Genomic DNA, 25,921 nt, shown 5'->3' on the forward strand with positions numbered 1-25,921 from the left:
CATGGCTAAGCAAGAAATCAATCGCTGCGGGTGGCCGCTCACGGATCCGCTGCTGATCGAGTACCACGATCTCGAGTGGGGTGTTCCCGTGCACGATGACTCGTTGCACTACGAGTATCTCGTGCTGGACGCGGCGCAGGCCGGGTTGAGCTGGCGCACGGTGTTGTACAAGCGCGAGAACTACCGCAAGGCCTTCCACAAGTTCGACTATCATCGGATCGCGCGTTACGGCGCGAAAGATGTTGACCGCCTGCTGGCGAATGTGGGGATCATCCGGAATCGGCAGAAGATCATGTCCGCCATCGGGAATGCGCGCTGCTTCCTCCGCGTGCAGGAGGAGTTCGGCAGCTTTGACAAATATGTCTGGCGGTTTGTGAACGGGAAGTCGATTCGCAATCGCTGGAAGTCGCTGAACGAGCTGCCGGCAAAGACCTCAGAGAGCGAAGCGATGAGCAGGGACTTAGCGGGTCGTGGCTTCAAGTTTGTGGGACCGACAATCTGTTATGCCTATATGCAGGCCGCCGGACTGGTGAACGACCATACGGTGGACTGCTTTCGACACAAGCAATTGTGATTGGGTAGCATCTCGGACTCCATCACGGGAGGTACCATGCGTTGGACTTGGGTGTTGCTGATGGCCGGGTTTGGGATCGTGATCGGACTCTTGAATTTGACCGGCTGGACGGAAGGCCGCGAGTGGTATTTGTGGATTGTCGTGGCGTTGATTTCCTCGCTGGTTCTGGCGCTGAAGGTCGGCGGCAAGTACTTTAAGCACGGCTTGGTTTCGGCGCTGATCGCCGCGGCGGTCAACACGCTGCTCATTTATGTGTTTTTTGATGAGTACCTGGCCAATAGTGCGAAGCTGCAAGAGGCGGTGAAGCAGGTCCCCGAGGGTTTCGACATGCGCAATCTGATGCTGATCAGCGCGCCGTTTACGATTGCCATCAGTGGCGTGGTCCAGGGCGCGCTGACCCTGTTAATGGGCAAGCTGTTGGGCGAGAAGCCTGCGCCGCCGGTGCCCCCGCCTGACAATCCTGCTCCACCCGTACCCTGACAGACGGGCGGCGGCACGGTCGTGGTGCTGTAGCCGCGGATCCCGGACGTTGGTTGATTGACCTGTTGCAAGAACTTGAAGGCAAAGGTTCACATTCATGCAAGGAGACACGAATGGGAAGTAGTCCCGCGCGGTGAGATGCAGGGCGCGGGGCGCGGAATTGAAGAAGTCGAAATGTCAGTGCGAGCACTTTCGGGGAAGATGATTGACCGAGTGAGAGGTTCGGCTCAACCGACCGGAGGTTTACGATGGAACTCGATCCCAGAGTTGCGCTGGCGAGACGGCTGGTGGAGAATGTGATTCAGGAGCAGCGACACGAGGTGGCCGAGGAAATTCTGGCCGAAAACGTGGAGTATCATGGCCCGACAACCTCGACGACGGGCCGGCGGGAGTTTCTGCATTGGTGCGACACGGTGCATCGGGCGTGGAAGGACTTCACGATCAAGCCGCACCGGCACACGCTGACGACGCATACGGTAGCGCTCGATTATGTGATGTCGGGGTTTCACACATCCGACTTTCTGGGGATTCCGCCGAGCAACCGGCACTTCTCCGTGAAAGGCCGGATGACGATCCGGATCCGCAACGGGCGGATCATTTCGATTGAATCGGTGTACGACACTCAGTCCTTGTTGAAGCAGGTCGGCGTCCTGGAGCCGGTTGCGCACGGGGCGCGACACCGACATTCGCGAACATAGGGAGTCCTGCGGCCATTGGCCGCACGCATGGAGAGATGGCCGAGTGGTTTAAGGCACACGCTTGGAAGGCGTGCGTGGGACTTATCATCTCACCGGGGGTTCGAATCCCCCTCTCTCCGCAACGAAGCGAGACATTAGCTGATCGGTACGATGGCACATGCATTAGGCCAGCTGGCGGTCTCCCGGATATTGCTGTAGGCGGCGAAGCGCACAGGTGCCCTGTGCGCTTTTTGCGTGCTTCGTTGACGGACATCGTTCCCGCGTTTCCCCGTGCAGTCTCTGAACACCATTCTCCTTACGGATACTCCCCCCCATGATTGGAATCACCGGATCCTCGACTGCGGTGCGTAAGCCCCGTTCCAAGCTACCTCAGAGTTTCTGGGTGGCGAACACGATGGAGATTTTTGAGCGGCTGGCCTGGTATGGCTTCTTCGCCGTTTCGTCGCTGTACATCACAGGCTCGCGGGCCGAGGGCGCGCTGGGGTTCACGTCCGAGCAGCGCGGCATGCTGCAAGGTGTCGTGCCGTTCATTCTGTATCTGCTGCCGGTGGTGTTCGGCGCGTTGGGGGACCGGTTTGGATATAAGAAGACGTTTCTGGTCGCGTACACCTTGCTGGTCCCGGCATATTACCTGTTGGGCCAGTTTAGCGCGTTCGGCACGTTCTTCATGGCGTTTCTGTTTGTAGCAGTGGGCGCGGCGATCTTCAAACCGGTGGTCGTGGGCACGGTCGCGCGCACCACGGATGAGACGAACTCGTCCATGGGGTTCGGCATCTTCTACATGATGGTGAATGTCGGAGGCTTTGTGGGGCCGATCGTGGCCGGCATCGTGCGTGTGCGCTACGGTTGGGATTGGGTCTTCATCGCCTCTTCGTTCTGGATCGCCTGCAACTTCATTTGGCTGCTGCTGTTCTATAAGGAGCCCACCACGGAGGCGGGCAGCGCGCAGAAGCGTTCGATCAAGCAGGTGCTCTCGGGCATCGTGGAAGTACTGGGCAATGGCCGCTTCTTCCTGATGATCTTCGTATTGCTGACGCTCTTGGCAATCTCGGGCCGTTACATCTCGTGGAATCAGATGCTGATCGTAGCTGCGGTCTGGGTGGTGCTAAACGTGCTGCTGGACATTCCGCTGCGCGCACGGGCAACGGGTAAGCCGGGCGGCTTCTGGCTGACGCAGCCACTGAAGCTCGGCAATTGGAAGTTTGCGCTCTACTTGCTCATTCTGTCAGGGTTCTGGACTTCGTTCAATCAGATTTTTCTGACGATGCCCGAGTACATTCGCGATTTCGTGGAAACCCGGGATATGGTGAACACGGCGCGGAACTGGGTCGGCGAGGATTTCGCGCGGGAATTCGCCGCGGTGAATGAAGACCTGCTGGCCGCGGAGATTCACAAGTTTGCGGCGGAGCAGCCGGCCGTACGAGCTACCGAACCGGAGAGTCCGGGAGTGATATTCGTCTCGGACGATCAGGCCACGAAATTCCGGCGGACGATGTTCGACTTCAAGGTTCGCGTACCCGAATCCGACATCAAGTCCTCCGTGTCGAATCTGAACCCGCATCCGGTGGGCGGCGGCAAATGGGGCGAGGACTCCACGCAGGTGCGTGCATTGGCGCACACTTGGGCGGAGAGTTATCGCCAGGTAAACCCGGAGTATATCATCAATATTGACGCGGGCGCGATCGTCATTTTCCAGGTCTTGGTCTCATTCCTGATTGGCTTCTTCCCGCCGCTTTCCGTCATGGTGGTCGGCATTCTGGTCTCCGCGGTCGGCATCGGCATGAGCGCATGGCTGGCGACGGGCTGGCTGGTGACGCTTGCCATCACTATCTTTGCGTTCGGTGAAATGATTGCGTCGCCCAAGAGTCAGGAGTATGTCGGCCGCATCGCGCCGCAACAGAAAGTGGCCATGTACATGGGCTTCTATTTCTGGACGGTCGCGCTCGGCAATATCTTCGGTGGGCGGTTGTCGGGCGAACTCTACGGTTCCCTGGCGCGCGATCAGGGCCGTCCCGATCTGATGTGGATGATTTTCGGCGGACTGGCGGTATTGACCGCAATTGTCCTCGTCATCTATGACCGCCTGATCTTGCGCAGAGGCAATCCCGAATAATCCGGTGCTTCGCATATGAGCAAGTCTGCTGCATCAGTAAGCGTCGTGGATCTGACGCTGGAGAATATTCCTGAGTTGGGGTTGTTCTGCGTGACCAATCCGAAACACGAAGGCTATCAGGCCAAGCTCAAGTGGCTAGAGCAGCGCTTCGCTGAAGGCTTGAAGCTCAAGCTCGTCGTCCCCGCGGGCGGCGGCAAGCCGCTGGGTTTCATTGAATACGTGCCCGGTGAATTCGCGTGGCGCGCGGTTGCGGCAAGTGATTACCTGTTCATTCATTGCATCTGGGTCTATCCGCGAATCCATCTCGGCAAGGGCTACGGCTCGCTGCTCGTCAAGACCTGCATCGAGGACGCCCGGGCGCGGAACCGCGCGGGAGTTGCCGTGATTGCGGGTGACACCCCGTGGCTGCCGGACCGCCGGTTGTTTCAGAAGAATGGGTTTGCGCTCGTGGAAACATCGGAGCACTACGAGCTGTGGGCGCTCGCGCTGAAGCACGCCAAGCCACCGCGGATTCTGGATTGGAAATCCGCGCGGGACCAGACCGGAGCCTTGACGCTGGCTTGCGCAAATCAATGTCCGTACAGCGCCAAGGCGATGCTCGATCTGCGGGCCACCGCTGAGTCCACCGGAGCTGCACTGCGCGTGAAGGAGCTTAAGTCCGCGGCGGCGGCCCAAGCCGCGCCGTCAGGATACGGCGTCTTTTCACTTACATGCGAGGGCCGGCTATTGGCGGATCATTACATCAGTGGCACGCGCTTTCGGAATATCTTGCGACAGGGACTTAAGTAGAACTTAGCGGGGCAAATCGCCCGGGAGACGAACTACAGATTGGGCTCTTCACTGATCATCGCGCGCGGTGAGCGCGACTTGGAACTGGTTCCGAAGCGGGCGAACCGCCACGGCTTGATCGCCGGCGCGACGGGGACGGGCAAAACGGTTACGTTGCAGGTGATGGCGGAGCGGTTCAGTCATCACGGCGTGCCCGTATTCGTCTCGGATGTCAAGGGCGACGTCTCCGGCGTAAGCCGGGCGGGCGGCGGAAATCCTAAAGTCGCAAGCCGCATTCAGCAACTGGGACTGCAAGGGTTCAGCCATTCCGCGTGCCCGGTAACATTCTGGGACTTGTTCGGCGAGCAGGGACATCCGGTGCGCACGACGATCTCCGACATGGGGCCGCTGTTGCTGAGTCGCCTGCTCAATCTCAATGAAACGCAATCCGGCGTGCTGAATATTGTGTTTCAGGCGGCGGACGACAACGGCCTGCTATTGCTCGATCTGAAGGATTTGCGGGCGATGCTTGATGACGTCAGCCGGAACGCGAAGACGCTGTCGTCGCAGTACGGCCATGTCTCGGCCGCGAGCGTCGGCGCCATTCAGCGCGGACTCTTAACGCTCGATCAACAGGGCGGCGAGCAGTTCTTCGGCGAACCCGCGCTCGATCTCGACGACCTGCTGCAGACGGATGCCGGCGGCAAGGGCGTGGTAAACGTGCTCGCGGCGGACAAGCTGATGCAGTCGCCGCAGCTGTATGCCACCTTTCTGCTATGGCTGCTGTCGGAGTTGTTTGAGCGGTTGCCGGAAGTCGGTGATCCGGAACGGCCGAAGCTCGTGTTCTTCTTCGACGAAGCGCATTTGCTTTTTGATGATGCGCCCGACGCCTTACAGGAGAAGATTGAGCAAGTGGTCAGGCTGATCCGCTCCAAGGGCGTCGGCGTGTATTTCGTTACGCAGAATCCACTGGACTTGCCGGACAAGGTACTTGGGCAATTGGGTAATCGCGTGCAGCATGCCTTGCGGGCATTCACGCCGGCGGATCAGAAGGCGGTTAGAGCGGCGGCGCAGACGTTTCGCGCGAATCCGAAGCTCGACACGGAGAAAGCGATTCTCGAACTGGGGATCGGGGAGGGCCTCGTCTCTTTTCTCGATGAGAGCGGAACGCCGGGCATCGTGGAGCGGGCGTTGATCTACCCACCCATGAGTCACATCGGTCCCATCACTCCAGAGGAGCGGAAGCAGCACATGGCTTCGTCCCTGGTGGCCGGGCAATATGAAAAGCAGGTGGATCGCGAGTCTGCGTACGAGCTGCTGAAACAGCGCGGCGAGCAGACGGTTCAGGCTCAGTCAATGAAGTCACCGACCGCGAGACCCGTGTCGCAATCGAGCGGCGAAGTCCTCGAAGCGATGGTAAAGAGCGCGGCGCGCGCGATGGGCAGCACGGTGGGCAGGCAGATCATTCGCGGCGTGTTGGGCTCGCTTTTGGGCGGCGGCGGTACGCGACGGCGGTAGGCGGCGATCAAGTACAAATGCGGCGAGGGCACGCAATGATGCGTGCCCTCGTTAGTTCTGCGCTGCCGGCGGTTCCGCTTCCGGCTGGGTTGCGCGGACTTAACCCGGCTCGGCGGGATTCAGCGTAGATCGGCTCTGGGCGCTGCGCGCTCCTCGTCGGGAGTGGTATAGAACTTTTCCGGCTGGAAGGCGAACCAGCGCGCGATCAGATTCGACGGAAAGGTCTCGGTGCGATTATTCAGATCCATGACCGTCTGGTTGTAATTGCTGCGCATGTTGGCGATCATGTTTTCGGTATTGGCCAGTTCCTCCTGCAAGCGGGAGACATTCTGATTTGCCTTGAGATCCGGATAGCTCTCGGCCACGGCAAATAGTGAGCGGAGCGCGCCGCTCAACTGGTTCTCGGCCATTGCTTTCTCCGGAATTCCCTGAGTGGACATCGCTTTGCCGCGAGCCTCCACGACCTTGCTCAGCGTCTCCTGCTCGTAACCCATATAGTCCTTGACGACCTCCACCAGATTGGGAATGAGGTCGTAGCGGCGTTTGAGCTGAACCTCAATCTGCGCCCAGAGCGTTCGTACCTGATTGCGCAGCTTGACCAGTCCGTTGTAGATTCCGACGCCCCACAGGAGCAGGGCAACGATGATACCGAGATAGATGAGCAGAATCATGGTGAAGATAGTGAGCCTATTCGCCGTGGTTGAAGACGCGTTGCAGCGCGGGCTCATGCAGCAGCGTGTGCAGCAGAAACCCGTCTTCCGCGCAGATCGTAACATGACCGATTTTGCGGTTGGGCCGCGAAGACTTGCCATAGAGGTGCAGATGCACGTCCGGCAATTTCAGAATATCGGAAGTCTCGGGCGGCGAACCGATGATATTGAGCATGGCCGCAGCTCCGCGCAGCCGGCAGGAACCGAGCGGCCAACCGAGGATCGCGCGCAGATGATTTTCGAACTGACTGGTCTCCGCGCCTTCGATCGTCCAGTGCCCTGAATTGTGTACGCGCGGCGCGACCTCATTGGCATAGAGCCGGCCATCCCACTCGAACAACTCGAGACAGATCACGCCGACGTAGTCAAGTGCGCGCATCACCAGCGTTGCGTAGTGCGCCGCTCGCCTCGCAACCTCAGCCGGGGTATCGGGCGCGGGTGCGATGGTTCGACGCAGTATTCCGTCACGGTGCAAGTTCTCCACCGGCGGATACGCGTCAGCTTCGCCGGAGCGAGAGCGCACCGCGAGGATCGAGAGTTCCCGCTGAAACGGGATGAACTGCTCGACCAGGCAGGGCGCGGATTCGAGGAGTCGGGCAGCGGTTGTGTGATCTTCAGCGGACCGCACGATGACCTGTCCCTTGCCGTCATAGCCGAGCCGGCGGGTCTTCACCACTGCCGGATAGCCGACCGTTTCACAGGCGGCGGGCAGTTGTTCAGGAGTCTCGATCGCAACATACTTTGGAGTGGGAATCTCCAAACTCTCGAAGAGCTGCTTCTCTTGCAGGCGATCCTGCGCGACGGTCAGCGCATTGGTCGCCGGGTACACCGGCCGGTGCGCGGCGACGAGCTTCGCGGCGGCATCGGGAACGTTTTCAAACTCATACGTGACAACTTCAAGCCCGCGGCCGAATTCCGCTAACGCCGATTCGTCCGAGTACGCCGCGCAGACGAACTCACCAACGGCCTGCGCGGGTGAGTCGGCTATCGGATCGAAGAATCGGAATTGCAGACCCAGCGGCAGTCCCGCCAGACCAATCATTCTTCCCAGTTGGCCGCCGCCCAGCACGCCAAGCTTCATGCGCCGGTCCGCGGATCAGGATTGTCCAGCACATTCTGAGTCTGGCGCGCGCGAAACTGATCGAGCGCGACGGCGATCTCGGGGTGGTCCGCGGCTAAGATGCTCGCCGCGAACAGGGCGGCATTGATCGCTCCCGCTCTGCCGATCGCAAAGGTAGCGACGGGAATCCCCGCCGGCATTTGGACAATCGAGAGTAGTGAATCCACACCTTTCAGCGTCTTGGACTCCACCGGAACACCGAGCACCGGCAGGCGGGTCTTAGCGGCAGCCATACCCGGCAGATGCGCCGCGCCCCCGGCTCCGGCGATGATGACGCGCAGGCCACGCTCGCACGCCGCGCCGGCGAACGAGAACAGCAGGTCAGGAGTCCGGTGAGCCGAGATCACTTTGACCTCGTGCGGGATACGCAGCTCTTCCAGTGTTGCGGCGGTGTGCGACATGGTTTCCCAGTCGGAGCGGGAACCCATGATGATCGCGACAAGTGGGGACATGGATGAGTCGGAAGTTTCGGGGAATGTACAGGGCCAACACCTAATGTAAGGTCGATTTGGGCAGAAGTCAACTCCGGGCTGTCATTGCCCCAGCCGAGTTGCTCATCAAAATGTCATGCAAATTATGGTCTCGCTTCACAATGTCGCGTCTTAGTTGACGGGCCACTTGTCCCGGAATTGCGGCGGCAACCCGTCGCCGCTGTGGCGTAGGTTCATTGCAATTCTGACGAAATCCGTGTAGATTTTAGCGTGGAGGCATGGCCACCGTTCAACATGACTAAGGGAATATTAAACAATATCTTGGATGAATAGGGCGAACATAAAGTCAGCACTCGACAACTTAGTCCGGATGGCCATCGCGGTCCTCGGGCTTGGTTTGTTTGTATTCGTGTTCATCTTTTACGCACGCGAGGCGACGAAAGTTCAGAGCTGGCGGCGGTCAGGGACAACACTTTCCGAGGTCCGCAACGGGAACGGACCCCGGCCGGTCTTTGCGGTGGTGGATTCCACGGATTTCGCGGCTGCCCCATACCCGTCTTGGGGCGACACGGTCGTGACGATCGGGGACTCGGTCGCGACACCCGATCGCTGGGCGCGTTACTTTGGATCTCCGGGCCGGGCGGGCGAGCGCACGGAGATTTCCTGGCGCACGGCTCGCGGCGACACGCTGCGGAATGTGGTGATCGAGCAGTTGCCGCAGACGCACCAGTTGCGCGACATGATCATCCTTCAGGTCTTGCGCTTTCTGGTATCGTTCTTGTTTGTCGGGGTCGGACTCTGGGCGTTCTTTGCGCGGCCGCAGGCCGCTGACGTGCGGGTGTTCACGTTGTTTTGCCTGTCGATGGCCGCGTTCATGATCGCGGGCGTGAACGCGCTCGGGAAGGCGTTCGCGGCGTTCGATATCATCTACCTGAATACGATTATCGCGGTGCTCTCAACGCTCGGCTCGCTGTTCGCACCGTTCTGGCTGCACCTCAATCTGGTGTTTCCCCGGCCGCTTAAGTTCATCGAACGGCGACCCTGGCTGACCTATGTGATCTGCTATTCGATCAGTGCCGCGATCCTGATTTGGAACGGTCTCTTCGTTGACGGACAACAGGGTCGCACGGTCATCAATGTGTTCTTTGGGGCGCTCGCGGTGGAGATCGCGGTCGGCTTCCTGATTCTTGTCTATCGCAAAAAACGCGCGACGGATATCTTGGAACGGCGACAGGCGAACCTGGTTTCCTGGGGAGCGGGTGTCAGTCTGGGGCTGTTGCTGGTGCTGGTGTTGGCGGTGAATCTGTTCTCGGTGTGGTTTCAACGGCATCCGCAGTTGACGATTCTCGCGATCAACTTCGCCTTTCTCGGAATGCTGTCTGCGCCGCTTTCGTTTGCCTACGCCTTCGGACGCTGGCGGCTGCTGGATGTTGAGGCGCGGATTCGTCGCGGCACCCGCTACCTCTTGATAACGGGACTGGCGTTTGTCGTGCTCAGCCTGTTGGCGATGGGCTTGGGCTACTTGGTGGGAACGAATTTCACACCCCGCAATCAGATCGTTGTGGTGGCGGTCGCGATCGCGTTGACAGCCCCGTTACAAAGGCGCCTGCGGAACCGGATTGAGCGGCGGGTGTACCCGGAGCGAGAGCGCCTCCGCCAGCTGATCCGTGATTTCTTGCAGCGGGCGCTCCTGCTGTCGGACAAGGAGTCGTTTTGGACGCAGCTCGAAGAGCGGTTGCGCGCGGGTCTCTTGGTCGAGACGGTGTACCCGGTGGTACTTTCCGGCGAGGATGGCCGGTTCATCGGCTTTCGCGGCGCGCTGACGCCGTTCTGTCTTGGGACTGATTTTGTGTTGGCGTTGGAGCGCGAGTCCCGGCCGGTTTTGATTGACGAGGTGATCGCCAGCTCGCGCGTGCGGATGCGCGCGGATGAATCCTCGTGGTTGACCCAGCACGGCGTGGCACTCGTGCTGCCGTTGGTGGCCCAACAACGCTTGGTCGGTTTTCTCGGACTGGGCCGCAAACTCGAGCGCGAGGACTTCTCGGCGGAAGAGCTGCGCATTCTGGATTCGCTGGCTCCGCAGATTGCGTTGGCCAGTGAGAACATGCGGCTCATCGAGGAGAACGTTGAGAAGCAGCGGCTGGAAGAGCAGATGAAGATTGCCCGGCAGATTCAACAGGGTCTGCTCCCGCATGATCTGCCGGACACGCCGGGGCTTGAAATCGCGACCTGCTCGCACTTTTCTCTGGACGTCGCGGGCGACTATTTTGACGTCATTCCGCTGGCGAACGGCGAAACGGTGCTCTCGGTGGGGGATGTTTCCGGAAAGGGCGCCGGGGCGGCACTGTTGATGGCGAACTTGCAAGCCTCGCTGCGCACGGCGATCGACATCGGGGTCCCGCTGACGAAGACGGTGTCCCGCGTCAATGAGCTGATTCTGCGGAACACACCGCCGGAACAGTATATCACTTTCTTTGTCGGCATCTATGAACCCCGCGGTCAGGTCTTCACGTATGTGAACGCCGGACACAACGCTCCGATCCTGATTCGCGCGTCAGGGGAAACGCATGCCTTGGACACCGGTGGGCTGATTCTGGGCTGCGTCGAGGGTGTCGTGTACGAACAGGAATCCGTCAGGCTGGAAGATGGTGACGTGATCGTGCTGTACACGGACGGCGTCAGTGAGGCCATGAATCCGGACGAAGAGGAGTTTGGCGAGCAGCGTATTCTTGACCACGTCGTGCAAAACCGGCATCGCGGTCCGCGCGAACTTGTGCGCGGACTGGAGTCGGATGTGGTTCGGTTCCACGGTCAGGATCAGTTTGACGACGACTTCACGTTGATGATCGTACGCGGAATGAAGGGTACGGCCCGATTGGCCGGGAGGAGCGTGGATGGAACAGACCAGGCGTGAGTTCTTGCGCACGTGCGCGATCGCCGGCGCGGCGGGGCTATTGGCCGCCGGCGGGATCGGTTGCAAACAGGACGACGGGGACGATGACGCCGGAAGCGGCTGTCCGTTCACGATCGACGAGAACAACAACGTTCGGCTTGACCTTAATGACTGCGGCGAGTTGCTCGCGGATAACACCGCGATTCGACTTGACAACACGCCGCTGGGCCGACCCTTGCTCGTTACCCACACCAGTGGCGAGAGCTATTTCGCGCTGGATAGCCGCTGCACTCACCAGGGGTGCACCGTCGCCGCATCCACTCCGACTCTGAACTGCCCGTGTCACGGCTCGAAATTCAATCTCACCGGAACCGTCAATCAAGGACCGGCAGCATCCCCGCTGCGCGAGATACCGCTGACCAAACAGGGATCGGTACTGATCATCGAGCTGTAACGGGCGTTATGCCCAAATGCGCAAGGGGTGCCCAATCGCACCCCTTTTTCATTGGACGGCGCGTGCGAGGGACCTCTCGCTGGGCAACGACCCACGGCAGTTAATCTTGTCAGTGCTGTGAAAACAATGCATGGTCGCATTGACTTCGCTTGTCATTTTGGTTATCTTTGTGGGAACAATCTCGTTCGCCGCTCAGCCATCCGAGTCCTTCAACTGGCGGGCGAGAATTGCTGACCCAGTGTCTTCATGATTATTGAGGAGTGACAATGTACATTTCGCGTGATTTCATGCAAAAGAGTGCTCGCAATCGAATGATATCGCAAGTCGTCTGCATTAGTGCAGCAATCTTGATGGTATTGACCGCCGCGCACGCGCAGGTTAGTGCGGGTGGTTCGCCGCTTTCGTTTCAGCAAGGCCTGACTGACGTCATACCTACGGTTAGCATGGCCGGCGTGGACGTCAACGCCTACCTCGCGGAGGACGCGTTGGCGGACAAGGACGAGCCGTATCGGTTTGGTGCCAGTCTCGACGTGCACCTGACGCTGGACAACTCCGGGAAGTGGACCGCGCTCCCCGACGGCAGCCGTCTCTGGCGGCTTCGCCTTGCCTCACCGGGTGCGTATTCGATCAGCGTGCTCTATGACCGCTGGTTCATTCCCGAAGGCTGCGACCTGTTTATCTACAACGATGAGCGCGACCGGGTGATCGGCGCGTTCACGTCATTCAACAACTGGATTGACGGAACGAACATCACGGCGCCGGTCGCCGGCGATGCGGTCACACTGGAATACCATGAATCGGCGGAGCAATTCGGACAGGGCGTGCTGTCGATTTCCAATGTTGTGCACGCCTATCGCAATCTGTTCGGTCGGCCGGCGGACCACGCGATCGATGCCTTTGGCTCCTCCGGTTCGTGCAACAACAACGTGAATTGTCCCGAAGGCGCGACCTGGCAGACCAACAAGCGTGGCGTGACCATGATCCTGACGTCCGGCGGCTCGCGCATCTGCACGGGTTCGCTGATCAACAATACGGCACAGGATCAGACCCCGTACTTCCTGACGGCCAATCACTGCCTCGGCGGCAATAACACCTGGCAGTTCATGTTCAACTATGAATCGCCGGGCTGCCCGAATGTCGACGGTCCGACGAACCAAACGGTCTCGAATTCGACGCTGCGCGCGAACTGGTCCGGCTCGGATTTCGCCTTGCTGCAATTGTCATCCACGCCGCCCGCGGGTTACAGTCCGTACTATAACGGCTGGAATCGTGTCGATGCGGCGGCGACGAATTCCGTTTGCATTCATCATCCGAGCGGGGACATCAAGAAGATCTCCTTCGACAATAATGCTCCCACCAGCGATACGTGGTCTGGCACTCCGGCGAACTCGCACTGGCGCATTTTAGCGTGGGATGACGGCACGACCGAGCCCGGTTCGTCAGGGTCTCCGCTGTTCGATCAGAACCATCGCATCACGGGCCAGCTTCACGGCGGCACCGCCTCCTGCTCCAACAACATCGACGATTACTTCGGCAAATTCGCCCTGTCCTGGGCGGGCAACGGCACCAATGCCACGCGGCTGAGCAATTGGCTTGATCCCTCAAGCTCCGGCGTCAGCACGCTTGACGGGCTGGAAGGCTCGTCCGCCGCGTCGATTACCGTTACCGCGCCGAACGGCGGTGAGACCTGGGTTGAGGGATCGACGGTCACGGTCACGTGGACTTCGGTGAATGTGACCGGCAACGTGAACATTGACCTGAATCGCAGCTACTCCGGCGGAACCTGGGAGTCGATCGCCGCGAACACGGCAAACGACGGGACGCAGACGTGGACCGTGACGCTGCCCGCGTCAGCGGCGCTCGCGCGGGTCCGCATCACCAGCGTGTCGGCGCCGACGGTCAGTGATGTTTCCAACGCCAATTTTACCATCGCGGCGCGGTCGATCACCGTGTCGGTGCCCAACGGTGGTGAAACATGGATCGACGGCGTGTCGCAGAACATTACGTGGACTTCGGTAGGGTTGACGGGCAACGTGAACATCGAGTTGAATCGTACCTACCCCAGCGTGACATGGGAGAGCCTTGCCGCCAACACGGCGAATGATGGGACTCAGGTCTGGACCGTTACCCTCCCCGCGAGCACGACCGCGCGCGTACGGATTTCCAGCATTGCCTACCCCACGGTGGTGGACACGTCCAACGCGAATTTCACGATTGCCGCACGTGTGATTACCGTGACGGTTCCCAACGGCGGTGAATCCTGGGTCGAAGGAACCGCGCAGAATATCACCTGGACATCGGCCAATGTGACGGGTACGGTGAACATCGACTTGAATCGCAGTTACTCGGGCGGCGCATGGGAGCCGATCGTAGCGGGCACGACCAACGATGGAACGCACCCGTGGACGGTCTCACTTCCCGCGAGCTCGCTGGCGCGTGTGCGGGTAACCAGCGTCAGCTTTCCCGCCGTGTCGGACGTGTCCAACGCCGATTTCACGATCGCGGCCCGGACCATCACCGTGACGTCGCCGAATGGCGGCGAAACGTGGGTTGACGGCTCAAGTCACAATCTGACGTGGACCTCCTCCAACGTTACGGGGAACGTGAATATCGAGTTGAATCGCAGCTATGCCGGCGGCGCGTGGGAACCGGTGGCCATGAATGTGGCAAATGACGGCAGCGAGCCGTGGACCGTAACGTCTCCCGTTTCCACGCTCTGCCGCATGCGCGTCACCAGCGTTTCATATCCGACGGCGACCGACGAGTCGAACGCCAACTTCACGATTCAGGCGGGCAACACGCCGCCGGTCATCGCTCACGACCGGCTGGATGATCAACTCCCGGCCCCGTTCACGGCGACCGCAATCGTCACGGATAACGCCGGTGGTTTTGTGACTCGACTTATCTACTGGCCCGCCTCCGGTGGACCGAGCGATTCCGCATTGTTCAGCTCGACCGGAAATCCGGATGAATACGCGACGTCGATGCCGACGCTTGCGGAAGGCGGCTTCCGCTATTTCATTCGTTCAACCGACATCGCGGCATTGCAGTCGCTGACGGACACCCTGGAGTTTGAGGTGCGTTCGACCTGCGGCAGCGAATTGGGCTACGATGATGGCGTTGCCGAGGCCAGTCACTATTCGACGAACGTCGGCTATCGCTGGGCCGTCAAGTTCACGCCGGGTGCGACCTTCGCGTTGTGCTTTGCGCGGGTAGGAATCTCGGCGGTGAATCCGGATTCAACCCATTCGCCGATCGAGGTTTCTGTGTATCTCGCCGACGGACTCGGCGGCTTGCCGGGGACGCTGCTATCGAGTAAGCTCGTAGGCAGTGTCGGTAATCAGATTGGTGGCTTGCCGGCGGATCCGGCCAGCTACGCCGATGTCGCGCTGCGCGACGTGCTCGGCGATCCGTTGGGCGTCGCGAGTGATTTCTACATCGCGGTTTCAAACCCGGAATCCGGCAAGTACGAGGCTTTCTTGCATGATACGTCGGGCGTCGCCGCCGGGCACTCCTTCGTTTATGATCCGTGCGATTCGCTCTGGATCGACGAAACGGCGGTGCATGTGTCGGCTCGCCGCGGCAATCGCATGATTCGCGCGGTTGGCTATTCGCTGGTCCCGCCGGTTGTGGTCGTCTCGCGATCCGGCAATGACATTCGTCTGGATTGGTCCGCCACCGGCGCGGCTCAATATCACATCTACTCCGACACGATAGCAGATGGCGCCTTCGCCACATTTGAAGGCAGCAGCGCGACGAACTCGTTTATTGACATCGGCGTACTGCCGATCGATGCCCGCCGTTTCTACCGCGTGGTCTCGTCAACAACTCCCTGAGTGATATTGGCAAGTGGTGGTCGCAGACCGCCTTTATAGACGCGAAGCGGCGGCCGATTGGCCGCCGCTTTTACATGATCGACGATTCCTGGTGACCGATCAGCGCGCGGCTTGCTCGCCCGCCAGATAGAATTCCGTGCGGCGCTCATGCATCAGGTCGTTATAAATGTTGATGTGCTTGTCATCCGCCTGCGCCGGATCAATCTCCGCGGTAATGACTCCGGAACTCGAGCGCGGGGCCGAGGCGAGGACATCCCCGCGCGCCCCGACGATTTGCGAGACCCCCGTGAAATGGACGACACGTCCGTCCCGGTCCTCGGTACCGATGCGATTGGCGGTCATCGCAAAGACGTGGTTTTCCAGCGTGCGCGTGATCATAGCCTTCTGCGCGTAGGGCAGGACGAGATTGGACGGGTGTGCGATGATTTGCGCACCGAGCAGCGTAAGCGTCCGCGCGACTTCCGGGAATCGCCAGTCGAAACAGATCATCACGCCGATCCGCGCGTGGCCGATATCCTGTACGGAGAGCGGAATGTTGCCGCGATCAAAGCGCTCCGTCTCCTTGTCGAACAGATGCAATTTGCGATAACGGGAGATCACTCCTTTGGGGCTCATGAACATCGATGAGTTATAGAGTCCCTGTCCTTCGCGCTCGGGCAAGCCGATAATCGCATGACAATTGCGGTCATTGCAGAACCGCCGCAGCCACGTCGCGGTCTTGCCGTTGGGGACTTCCTCGGCCAGCTCGTCAACTTCCTGACGGCCTTGGAACTCATAACCGGTCAGGGCCAGTTCGGACATGACCCAGAGGTCGGCATGGGTACTGCCGACAATCTCCTCCAGTTGTTTCTGATTGCTTTCGACGTCGCCGAAGACGGGATGATTCTGAACAATGCCAATGATCATGGAGTCGGAATGGTGTGAGAGTGCAGAGGGGGCGAAATTGTGAAATCAGTGCGCGACGTACCCGGCGGGCCGCGCGTTCCAGAGTGAGAACATCAGCAAGGCTCCGAGCGCGCTGAAGCCGATAATCCCCCAGGTCCAGCTGCCCCAGCCGAAGGTGTCGAGAAACCAGCCCAGGCCCCATCCGACGACGCCGCCGGCGAGGTATTGACAGCCGTCGAACATCCCTGCCGCCGATGCCGCCGCGCGTTTGCCGCCGAAGTCCATGGATGCGACGCCGGAAAGCAGGCTATGGGTCGCTTGAATGCACACGGAAACCAGCATGAACATCCAGATCGAATACAGCGGCCCCCAGCCCTGACTGAAGTGCAAACCGAGCAGTGCGACCCCCTGTCCGACAAAGAAGATGGCAGCCACCGGCGGACGACGCGAACCAAACACCTTGTCGCTCACAGTCCCGGCGACCAGCCCACCGACAATTGCTCCGACCGGCATTCCGACGGCGGTCAGCAGGAATTCTTTGGAATTGAATCCGACCTGATGAACTTCGCGCATGAAACTCGGAAACCATTGGTCGATTCCGTGGCGGACAAAACCGGTGCAGAACTCGGCCAACGCAATGGTCAACATGGTCTTATTGGTGAAGACCTTTTTGATAATCCACGCGTAATTGACTTTGATACCCTTCTCCGCTTCAGAGCCATCACCCGGGTCGAGGTGCTTGAAGCCAACCTCATCCGGCCCGTTGGCGATCATCTTGTAGCCAAGCAGGACAATCAAGAGCAGCAGGGCCGCCGGAATGAAGAAGACGTATTGCCAGGCCATGTAGGTAACGATCAGTCCGCCCACCGCCATGATCCCCAGTCGTCCGGCCTGGATCATGATGCCGAAGATGCCGCCAAACACGCCGCGTTCACGAACATGGAACCAGCCGGCGTTGACTTTTACGATTGAAAGCGCGCCGAAGGATTGGAAATAGCTGTTCGCCATCCAGATCAGGATCATGACCGTCATGAGCACCGACGTGGACTGGGTAAACGCTCCCACGGCCGTTGCCGCGACGCCGAACAACAAGCTGAAGGCCACCACAAAGGATCCGCCGATCAGAATCGCTTTTCGCCCGCCGATGCGATCGGCCATCGGCCCGTTTAAGAACACGGCCAGCGCATAGGTCCAGAAACCGGCCGATACGATCATTCCCATCTGCTCCTTCGACCAGCCGAAGGTCTCACGCAGAATAGGATTGGCAATTGTGATATTGTAGCGGCACATGTAATACGCCGCATAGAGCAGTCCCAGAGACACCCAGTTTTGAGCGCGTCGCTTGCGAAAGCCCGGCTGGTCGAGGTAGGAGCGATCGAATCCGCCATTTGAGGAAGGCGGTGCGGGAGCGCGGGGCGGACTGGGCGGCGAAGCGACGGTCATAGGTACGACTCCTTCAGCTCATCGTGTCAGGCAGCGAGGGGGCAGGTCGTTATTTTGCGCGGGCATTCCAAAGCAGACTCATGAGAATTCCTCCGACGAGGGCGAATCCGGCCAGACTAAGTGTCCAGCCTTCCCATCCGTAACGGTCGATCACACCGCCCACGACCGGCTGCACGAGCCCGGCGCCGACGTATTGAGCAGCGTCGATCATCCCTGCGGCACTGCCCGCGGCCTTGCGGCCGCCGAAGTCCATGGCCGCGGCGCCGCCGAGCAGGCTGTGCGGGCCATTGACGAAGAAGGAAATCAGGATAAGGTAGATCGCCACGCCAGTCGCGTCACCGGGCAGATAGCGAAACATCAGCAGCAGCACAAACTGCATGAAGTACATGATAGCCGTCGGTGGCCCGCGTCGCGACCCAAAAAGTTTGTCGGACGCCACCCCGGCCGCGAACGCCCCGAGCGTGGCAGCCACGGGGAGGGCCAATGCCTTGAGCTGGAAGGCGACGGAGTTCGTCGGTAGTTTCATCACTTCCTGCAGATAGGCCGGGAACCACTGCTCGAAGCCGTGGCGCACCCAGCCGGTGCAGAAGTAGGCGGCGGAAATGATCCAGAGCGTTCGACTGCTGACGACACGTTTCAGCGTCCAGAGAATTCCCATCGGCTCCGTGCTGCCATGGTCGTCATGGCTGGAACCGGGTGGCGCGTCGAAGCCAAGCTCTTCCGGGTGATCTCGAATGGTGTACCACGCTATGACGGCGAACCCGGCGGTAATCAGTGCCGGAACCGTGAACAGCGCGGGCCACTCATAATTTGCAATCAGCCAACCGCCCAGCAGGGTGATGCCGAAGCGACCGAGCTGAATCATCATGCCGAAAATTCCGGTGAACGTGCCGCGTTCGCTGAGCGCGAACCAGTTGCCGTTCACGCTGACAATCGAGGGCGCGCCGAAGGCCTGAAAGTACCCGTTCGCGCCCCACATGATCGCGAAGTAGGTGAGAGTGCCAAAATCGCCGCCGGCCGACATCAGCAGGTTCAAGCTGACCGTCCCCACGGCCCCGAACACAATCGCACGACGTCCACCCCAGCGGTCGGTAATCAGTCCGTTCACGAACTGCCCGAGCGCGTACATCCAGAAGAACGAAGCGCTGATCCATCCCCACTGTTCGTTGGTCCACCCGAACTGCTCCGTCATCGTCGTCTTGCCGAACGACAGGTTATAGCGCGTCATGTAGTAAGACGCGTACATGAACCCCAACGGCAACCAGACGGTCGAGCGCACGCGACGATAGATCGGTGACTTGTGGTCCGTCATCTAACCCTTGTCCGCCGTCGCCATCAGATCGGCAATGTACTCGTGCATTTCTTCCTTGCGCGGAAGTCTCCAGACCCGCGGGGATTGCGGCTGGAGTTTGGTAAACGCGAAGGGATAGCGGTCCGTGCCGACCGGCTGCGCCACGAGAATACTAATCTCGCCGGGTCTAACGATCACGGAATCGAGCGCGCCCCCGGACGTTGGATTCAGTTTTCGCACCCAGGCCACGGCCGTGACCCGGTACACTCCGGACGGAACATTGAGCACCAGTGTCGATTGCAGGTCGGCCATCGGCACGCGGGGCAGCGCGCGGGTGTCCACTCCGCCTTCGAGTTGAATCTGCGACATCCAGCTTTCGCGGTCAAAATCCGCGAGTTTCGGGAAGCGCACGAGTACGGCGCCCGTTTGCGCGTCGAGCATCACGCTGCTCGGCGGGCCGGAGTCCTCCGCGTGCTTGCCCTTGCAGCCGGCGAGGACGGCAATGACAAGGATTGCGCTCAACGTGAGTTGCCGCTTACTTCGCACCGAGCGACCCCAGATATTCGACGACTTCCTTGCTTCCCATCTCTTGAGCCAGCAGCAGCGCGGTTTCGCCGTGGTCCGCCTGGGCGTTGATGTTGGCGCCTTTGCCGATCAGAAATTTGACCATGCCAATCTGATTCCGGCGCGCGGCCCACAGCAGCGGTGTCTTCCCGTGTATATCACCAAACTCGATATCTGCCTTGTGATTCAGCAGCAGCTCGGCCATGCGAAGTTTGCCGCCGTATGCCGCACGATTAAGGGGAGTCAATCCCGCTTCATCGCGGGAATCCACGAGCGCGCCGGATTGCAACAGAAACTCCGTGATCTCGTAGCGGTCGTAGGCCACCGCGATGTGCATCGCCGTCGCCCCGTGGTCCGTGGGAGTCTCGAGCTTCCAGCCGTGGTCGATGAATCGCTTGACATCTTCGAAGTTATTGTTGCGGATCGCCGCAAAAATGTCATGGGATACCGGCGTCGGCCCCTTGCAGGCGCCGACAAGCATGGTCACTACCAGCAGCGTTGACAAAAGCCGGGCGAAGGAACGCATCATCTTGGATCATCGGGTTAGTTAATACGGGTAGGGGTATCGCCCGCGGGAACCGCCGTATCCGGGCGGCGCGATGCCATAGGAGATGCCGAACGACAGCGACCGCGTTCGGTAGAAGTGATCGGGGAATGGTCGGTCTTGGTTTTCGTCGAAGTCCAGATTGATCGACAACTTGTCCTCGACAAAGTAGCGCAGATCCGCGGAGAATCCGACGCTCCAGGTGTCGTAGGTGCCGCTGTACGGGCTGGATGGCTCGGAGATCCGGCGATTCGTGAAGATTCCGGCCGCGGCTTGCCAACGGCCGGCAATAACGTATTCGGCGGATAGTTCTGAATTGGTCTCGAACCCGTCCACCGTGTCGTTCAATGCGAAGACAGCTTCCGCCGCAGCGCCTAACTGCCAGCGCATGCCGATGGGCAGGAAATACTCCCCGCGCAGACCCGCCAGCACGTCGTCGTCGAAACTCTGGGAGCGTTGGTATTCCGCCCGCGCGGAATCATACGTAATGACACCGTTGGCCGCATCGATCTGCTGCCAGTAGGTGGTCGATCTGTCAATGGAATTCCGGTGCCGCGCACTCAGCACGGGGCCGACGAAATAGCCGCGCTGGCGCAAGAAGGATCGGAACGCTTCGCTGCCGAGCGGCTCGTCAATGCGATACAGGTTGTAGGCATCGAGGCCGCGGCCGCGAACGGCCGGATCGTCGCGCAGTAGTTTTTCGATATCAGACCAGAAAAAGCGATCCGGCCGATTGTGCAAGCTCTTGTAATCGCTTCGTTGAAACAGCAGCGCGGCGACCTTGCGGCGAGTCTCGGCGGTCAGTCCGCTTTCGATATAACCGGACTCGAGTAAGCGCTCCTCGAATATTCGCGTCAGATAGACGGCATTCACGTCGCGGACGCGGCCGTAGCCCACACTCAGATCGGCATTCCCGGAGTAGTGGTAATCCCAACTCTCGCGGCGATCCTCGTGCAGCGAATACAGGGTGTCGCCGACAAGTTGACTACCGGACGAGTTCCAATACTGGTAATAGGATGCGGCGCCGCCAAGGCTCACTTCGCCGCCCACCGCCATCGCCCACGGGTACAATCGCGCATCGGCGTTGCCGCTGACGGATTCGTTGAGCTGACGAGTGCGCGAGTCCTGGTCGTGTTCGCCACTCGTCACGATCTGATCATGGTGGGACCAACTGCGTCGCCCATCGCCGCTGCCGCGCAGACTGAAGGACAATCGTCGCGGGTCCGAATCGAACAGCCGGGAATAGTAGCCGCTCGCCCCGCCCGTGTAGTTCTCCGCCTTGTCGCCGTAGTCGATCCCCGACGAGTGACGCTGGGCATAGCTGCCATCCATCGCGAGATACCACTTCTGCACGTGATGCGCAGGAATCCGAAAGTCCTTGAAGTCGTCAGCCCGCGCTCCCGTGCAGTAACTGAAGATCAAGATCAAGGAAACCAGCCTGACATGAACCATGACAAGCCTCGATGTGTGAAGATATGTGCATGCCCGTTACCCCCATGGTGACGGGACCGTCAGTCGTTTCGCGCTCACGGATCCGCGACCGCCACCACCCCGGTACCCGTGAATTTGCTATGCTTCAATGCGAGTAAGTGTTCGTTCAAGTGCTCGAAGTCAAAGACGGTAATGTCCGGACGCAAGCGCATTCGCGCGGCGATCTCGAGCAGTTCGCGAACATCGGCGCGCGTGGAATTGGCCACGCTGCGGATGCTGCGCTCGCCCCACAGTGGCTCATAGGGAAAGGCGGGAATATCGGACATGTGAATCCCGGCGCAAACTACCGAACCGCCCTTCACCAGCTGCGTGAGCGCGCGTGGCACCAATTCTCCTGCGGCAGCAAAAATGATCACACTGTCGAGTGGAACGGGCGGCTGGTCGTCCGGTCCGCCCGCCCATTTCGCACCTATCTTTCGTGCGTGTTCCTGCCCGGCCTCGCCGCGTGTGATGACATAGCACTCCGCGCCGCAGTCATGGGCGACCTGCAGTGTGAGATGAGCCGACGAGCCGAATCCGTACAAACCGAGTCGTCCTCCGCGCGGGACATGGGCGAGCTTCAAAGCACGGTAGCCGATGACACCGGAGCACAACAGCGGCGCTTGCAATACCGGCTCAACATGCGGCGACAACGGATAGACGAAAGTCGCCCGCGCCGTCATGTACTCGGCAAAGCCGCCGTCGGTGTGCTGTCCCGTATAGCGGCCATGATCACAGAGATTCTCGCGATCGCTCCGGCAATAGGCGCACACGCCGCACGTCCCGGCGAGCCACGGCACACCTACGCGCTCGCCCGTTCGCAGGTAGTTGACGCCTTCACCGAGTTTGTCCACGACTCCGACGATCTGATGACCCGGCGTGATCGGCAGCTTCGGCAGCGGGATCTCGCCCTCGATGGTATGCAGATCCGTCCGGCACAACGCGCAGCACAGGACGCGAATCCGCACGTCACCCGTTCCCGGCTCCGGCAGCGGTCGCTCAACGAGCCTTAAGGGTCGCGTCTCAATGCTTGCGGGTAGGTCCAGGATCCAGGCACGCATAAATTAACCGCGCAGACTCCGTTGGTAGTCGTCCCAGTCGGCCTGCGTTTCGACGATTCGCTGTGGCGCGACTTCGGTCCAGGCGGAATTCCGGGCGCGCAGCAGATCGCGAACATCATCCATGAAGAAACGCGAATCCCAATTCACTTGTTCAAACACGTCGGATAACGGAGCCGAAAGCCCCAGCAGATAGAGTCCGCCGTTCGACGCCGGGCCGAGCACGAGGTCCGCGCCCTTGAGGGCGAGGAACGCCTGTATTAGATGCAGTTTCGTCAGCCACGGACACTCGGCAACGGTAATCACCAGACGCGACACGCCGCGGACGAGCATCTCACGGGACATTGCGCGGATCCGCTCGCCGACGTCGGCATGAGCAGTCGTCAATGCCGTCACGCGCGGCCCGAAAAACCGTCGCAATTCCGGCTCGTCCACCGCGCGATCGACGGAAACATGGATAGCCGTAGTGACAGGCAGGCTGTTCAACAGTCGATCGGCGATGACCAACAGCGACTCCGCGGCAATCAAGGCTTGCTCTTCGCCCGCGGTTTCGGCGAACATCGGCAACACCGCTCCGCGTTCCGGCCAGTGGATGATGCAGGCGACGGCGTCCTTCGCCGTTGCCACAGCATCGCCGGCGCTATTCGCCATTCAGCGACCAATCGAATTCAGTGTATTCCAATCTCGGTTCGGGGGGGGCGCCGGGAAAATAGGTGCGGACAAAGGTCAGGATTCCGGCACGCTTGCCGAAGTCCATACTATACCAATCGAAGATCGGGGAGAGGGTCAGCGTTCCGTCGGCGAAGCGATTGCAGTCGGGGCGCTCGGTCATGAACGCGCGGACCTGATCGTCAAGCTGTGCATCGACGTGCTCCGGGAGGTAGGGGTCGCCGCGCAGTCGCGGACTGCCAACCGCGGCATTGCAGATGGCGAAATGCGTGCGTGGATCTTTGAAGGACGGCCGCAGCACGTCGTGCTCGAGATTGCCGAGCGAAACCGTGTGACCAAACAGGGGGATGAACTCGACGTTCCAGGGGGAGGTGAAGAAGCCAAGGTCTTTGACGGAGGTCAGCGGCCAGTGATTCAGGACGAGCTGAATCACCGCCGCATTATAGAGGTTCAATACGAAGGCGAGTCGCTCTGACCGGGTCCAGCGTTCGAACTCGGCGTAAGGTACCCGATCGGCCTCCGCGACAAAGCCGTCGAGTAGGGCACGGTCTTTGGCCAGCTCACCATACTGGACCTGGCCCTGATGCACGTGATTCGACAGGACCGCGCTCCAGCCGACATAGGAGTGGTCGAAGGCGTACGCCGAACCCAAGACTTGTAGCAGCACAGCGCAACGGAGCACGCAGCGACTCAGCAAGCGGCTCTCCCGTCTGTCAGGCGGGCGGTCTTGCGCGGGCCGACCCGGACGAATCCGAGCCAAATGCTATCAGCGAACAACGTATCGCCTCGGGCTTGCACATCTGACCAAAACTGCTATATTGACAGGAAAATATAGCGAACTTTCGGCGAAGTCGCAACGCAGTTTGCAGAGCGGAAACCTTCAACTATTCGTCTGCAATTCATCACGATTCGGGATGAGTCACGGACCTCCAGGCATCATGGGCACTGGCCAACAAGATAGTTCTCCCTTTCATTTGATCGTGATCGGAAGCGGACCCGCGGGCTGGGGTGCCGCTGTCGCCGCGGCGGGGCTTGGCGCGCGTGTCGCGCTGATCGAGCGCGGGACCGTCGGCGGCGATGGATTCCTCTCGTGCGCCGTCGCCTACCAGTGGTTCCGTGCCGCGTTGCTGAAGCCGTGGCCCGCGCCGAACGCCGGGCCGTCGGCCACGCCGCGCCACACCGACTTTGCGCGGATTTGCCGGGAGTCCCGGCAGGCGCAAGCACAAATTGCGAGTCGGCATCGACCGGACCAGCTTAGCGCGACGCAGGTCGAGTTGATCCGCGGTGAAGCGCGGTTTGTGGATGAACGGACGCTGGTTGTCGCCAACCGGAGCCTTCAGATTTCTCGCGCGGTAATTGCCAGCGGATCCCGGAACCGGATCCCGGAGCTTTCCGGCCTGCGCGCCGAACACTACATTTTTCCGGAGCAGATTGTCGAACTCGATTCGCTCCCCGAACGAGTCGGTGTCGTTGGCGCAGGTTCACGGGGCGTGGAGGTCGCGCAATGTTTCGCGCGTCTGGGCAGCAAGGTCACGCTTTACGAGCGAAACCCGCGAATCCTCGCGGGTTTCCCGGACGAGGTCGCTTCGCTGCTTCGTCGGCAGTTGCTTTCCGAAGGTGTTGAACTCCGCGAAGATTGTCGCGATGAAGCGGTGTGCGATGCCAACGCGGGAGTATGGATCGCCGGGGAGTGTGCGACCGGACGTTATCGCGATGCGGCTCTGAAGATCGTCGTCACCTGCGGTCGAATCGCGAATACCGAGCGCCTGGATCTTGCGCGCGCGGGCATCGAGTGTGCGGACGGCATCGTGGACGTCGGCGATCGCCTGCGAACGACCAATCGCCGCGTATTCGCGGCCGGCGATGTCTGCGCGCTCGATCGCTCTGTGCACGGCGCCCGGGCGCAGGCCCGGTTGGTCGTGGCGAATGCGCTGTTTTTCGGACGGGAGCGATTATCGAATCTGCACGTGCCACGATGCATCCACACGGATCCGGGCGTCGCCCTGCTCGGGTGGAGTCAGGCGGAGTCGGCGCGGCGGAGCACAACGTCGCTTTCGCTGAGCGAAGTCGATGCGGATTTGCACGGGGAGCATCCGGACGGTTACGTTTCGCTGGCCTGCGATCAAGCCGGCTACGTCCGGGGCGGGGTGGTCGTTTCTCGTTTCGCCGAGACGCTCATCGGCGAACTGGAACTGGCGGTTCATCATCGCCTCCGGCTCTCCTCTCTGACCTCTACGCTGCATCCCTATGGCTCTTCTGCCGAGGCCTTTCGGGTGGCGGCGGATCGTTTCCGTCGTTCGCTGCTCACGCCGTTTACCGCCGCCATCCTGAAGCGCGTGGCAAAGCTCAAAAGATGATCGGCCGCGGCCATCACAATTATGGAAGAGGCGAACCATCGGGTT

22 protein-coding genes and 1 tRNA gene are annotated in these 25,921 nt (G+C 60.4%); 11 read left to right on the forward strand and 12 right to left on the reverse strand.

The features are described 5' to 3' along the window. The first annotated feature begins 1 nt into the window (after nucleotide 1). The 7 genes from HZB60_10695 to HZB60_10725 all read left to right on the forward strand — a co-directional run bounded on the left by HZB60_10695 (nucleotide 2) and on the right by HZB60_10725 (nucleotide 6,151). Nucleotides 2-574: a DNA-3-methyladenine glycosylase I gene (locus HZB60_10695; protein MBI5060233.1), complete on the forward strand. Its 573-nt coding sequence runs from the start codon at nucleotides 2-4 to the stop codon at nucleotides 572-574. 36 nt (nucleotides 575-610) lie between these two features. Beyond that, nucleotides 611-1,054, forward strand: coding sequence for a hypothetical protein (locus HZB60_10700; GenBank protein MBI5060234.1), 444 nt, complete (start codon nucleotides 611-613; stop codon nucleotides 1,052-1,054). A gap of 248 nt (nucleotides 1,055-1,302) precedes the next feature. Further along, entirely contained in the window at nucleotides 1,303-1,752 is a 450-nt protein-coding gene (locus HZB60_10705; protein ID MBI5060235.1) for an ester cyclase, read from the forward strand. A gap of 29 nt (nucleotides 1,753-1,781) precedes the next feature. Next, nucleotides 1,782-1,871 (forward strand) — tRNA-Ser (locus HZB60_10710). Nucleotides 1,872-2,095: 224 nt separating this feature from the next. Further along, on the forward strand, nucleotides 2,096-3,865 hold the full coding sequence (locus HZB60_10715; protein ID MBI5060236.1) for an MFS transporter: 1,770 nt from the start codon (nucleotides 2,096-2,098) through the stop codon (nucleotides 3,863-3,865). 15 nt (nucleotides 3,866-3,880) lie between these two features. After that, complete coding sequence (locus HZB60_10720; protein MBI5060237.1) at nucleotides 3,881-4,654, forward strand: GNAT family N-acetyltransferase; 774 nt, start codon at nucleotides 3,881-3,883, stop codon at nucleotides 4,652-4,654. Nucleotides 4,655-4,693: 39 nt separating this feature from the next. Next, nucleotides 4,694-6,151 carry a DUF853 family protein gene (locus tag HZB60_10725; protein ID MBI5060238.1) on the forward strand — a complete coding sequence of 486 codons (1,458 nt, stop codon included), beginning with the start codon at nucleotides 4,694-4,696 and terminating at the stop codon, nucleotides 6,149-6,151. Between the two features lie 119 nt (nucleotides 6,152-6,270). On the opposite strand, the gene HZB60_10730 is transcribed toward HZB60_10725, so the two are convergent. From HZB60_10730 to purE, 3 genes are read right to left on the reverse strand one after another with little or no spacing between them, the layout of a single operon-like run. Continuing rightward, complete coding sequence (locus HZB60_10730) at nucleotides 6,271-6,822, reverse strand: LemA family protein (protein ID MBI5060239.1); 552 nt, start codon at nucleotides 6,820-6,822, stop codon at nucleotides 6,271-6,273. A gap of 16 nt (nucleotides 6,823-6,838) precedes the next feature. Next, a complete protein-coding gene (locus tag HZB60_10735) occupies nucleotides 6,839-7,942 on the reverse strand; it encodes a 5-(carboxyamino)imidazole ribonucleotide synthase (GenBank protein MBI5060240.1) in 1,104 nt (367 codons plus the stop codon). Beyond that, nucleotides 7,939-8,433 carry a 5-(carboxyamino)imidazole ribonucleotide mutase gene (gene purE, locus HZB60_10740; protein MBI5060241.1) on the reverse strand — a complete coding sequence of 165 codons (495 nt, stop codon included), beginning with the start codon at nucleotides 8,431-8,433 and terminating at the stop codon, nucleotides 7,939-7,941. The genes HZB60_10735 and purE overlap by 4 nt, the downstream gene beginning before the upstream one ends. Before the next feature lie 349 nt (nucleotides 8,434-8,782). Here purE and HZB60_10745 point away from each other — a divergent pair, with 349 nt between their 5' ends. The 3 genes from HZB60_10745 to HZB60_10755 all read left to right on the forward strand — a co-directional run bounded on the left by HZB60_10745 (nucleotide 8,783) and on the right by HZB60_10755 (nucleotide 15,595). Further along, nucleotides 8,783-11,326 (forward strand): SpoIIE family protein phosphatase, encoded by a 2,544-nt coding sequence (locus tag HZB60_10745; protein MBI5060242.1) that lies wholly within the window; start codon nucleotides 8,783-8,785, stop codon nucleotides 11,324-11,326. Nucleotides 11,327-11,330: 4 nt separating this feature from the next. After that, nucleotides 11,331-11,759 (forward strand): ubiquinol-cytochrome c reductase iron-sulfur subunit, encoded by a 429-nt coding sequence (locus tag HZB60_10750; protein MBI5060243.1) that lies wholly within the window; start codon nucleotides 11,331-11,333, stop codon nucleotides 11,757-11,759. A gap of 266 nt (nucleotides 11,760-12,025) precedes the next feature. Then, the gene (locus tag HZB60_10755) at nucleotides 12,026-15,595 is read left to right on the forward strand and encodes a trypsin-like peptidase domain-containing protein (GenBank protein ID MBI5060244.1); all 3,570 of its coding nucleotides are present in this window, start codon (nucleotides 12,026-12,028) and stop codon (nucleotides 15,593-15,595) included. A gap of 99 nt (nucleotides 15,596-15,694) precedes the next feature. Here HZB60_10755 and HZB60_10760 read toward each other — a convergent pair whose 3' ends face one another. The 9 genes from HZB60_10760 to HZB60_10800 form a co-directional block, all read right to left on the reverse strand. Beyond that, nucleotides 15,695-16,501, reverse strand: a complete 807-nt coding sequence (locus HZB60_10760; GenBank protein ID MBI5060245.1) for an acyltransferase — start codon at nucleotides 16,499-16,501, stop codon at nucleotides 15,695-15,697. A gap of 45 nt (nucleotides 16,502-16,546) precedes the next feature. Further along, nucleotides 16,547-17,923 (reverse strand): MFS transporter, encoded by a 1,377-nt coding sequence (locus tag HZB60_10765; protein MBI5060246.1) that lies wholly within the window; start codon nucleotides 17,921-17,923, stop codon nucleotides 16,547-16,549. 49 nt (nucleotides 17,924-17,972) lie between these two features. Next, entirely contained in the window at nucleotides 17,973-19,235 is a 1,263-nt protein-coding gene (locus HZB60_10770; protein ID MBI5060247.1) for an MFS transporter, read from the reverse strand. Further along, nucleotides 19,236-19,736 carry a hypothetical protein gene (locus tag HZB60_10775; GenBank protein MBI5060248.1) on the reverse strand — a complete coding sequence of 167 codons (501 nt, stop codon included), beginning with the start codon at nucleotides 19,734-19,736 and terminating at the stop codon, nucleotides 19,236-19,238. Nucleotides 19,737-19,749: 13 nt separating this feature from the next. Then, nucleotides 19,750-20,307 (reverse strand): ankyrin repeat domain-containing protein, encoded by a 558-nt coding sequence (locus tag HZB60_10780; protein MBI5060249.1) that lies wholly within the window; start codon nucleotides 20,305-20,307, stop codon nucleotides 19,750-19,752. An 18-nt stretch (nucleotides 20,308-20,325) separates the two neighbouring features. Continuing rightward, complete coding sequence (locus HZB60_10785; GenBank protein ID MBI5060250.1) at nucleotides 20,326-21,774, reverse strand: hypothetical protein; 1,449 nt, start codon at nucleotides 21,772-21,774, stop codon at nucleotides 20,326-20,328. A 74-nt stretch (nucleotides 21,775-21,848) separates the two neighbouring features. Further along, entirely contained in the window at nucleotides 21,849-22,853 is a 1,005-nt protein-coding gene (locus tag HZB60_10790; protein MBI5060251.1) for a zinc-dependent alcohol dehydrogenase family protein, read from the reverse strand. A gap of 3 nt (nucleotides 22,854-22,856) precedes the next feature. Next, a complete protein-coding gene (locus tag HZB60_10795; protein MBI5060252.1) occupies nucleotides 22,857-23,501 on the reverse strand; it encodes a DUF2064 domain-containing protein in 645 nt (214 codons plus the stop codon). Then, nucleotides 23,491-24,186: a DUF547 domain-containing protein gene (locus HZB60_10800; GenBank protein MBI5060253.1), complete on the reverse strand. Its 696-nt coding sequence runs from the start codon at nucleotides 24,184-24,186 to the stop codon at nucleotides 23,491-23,493. The genes HZB60_10795 and HZB60_10800 overlap by 11 nt, the downstream gene beginning before the upstream one ends. A gap of 271 nt (nucleotides 24,187-24,457) precedes the next feature. Here HZB60_10800 and HZB60_10805 point away from each other — a divergent pair, with 271 nt between their 5' ends. Beyond that, nucleotides 24,458-25,876, forward strand: coding sequence for an FAD-dependent oxidoreductase (locus HZB60_10805; GenBank protein MBI5060254.1), 1,419 nt, complete (start codon nucleotides 24,458-24,460; stop codon nucleotides 25,874-25,876). The last annotated feature ends 45 nt before the right edge of the window (nucleotides 25,877-25,921 follow it).

This window comes from candidate division KSB1 bacterium (assembly GCA_016214895.1).
Taxonomy (GTDB): Bacteria; Electryoneota; RPQS01; order RPQS01; family RPQS01; genus JACRMR01.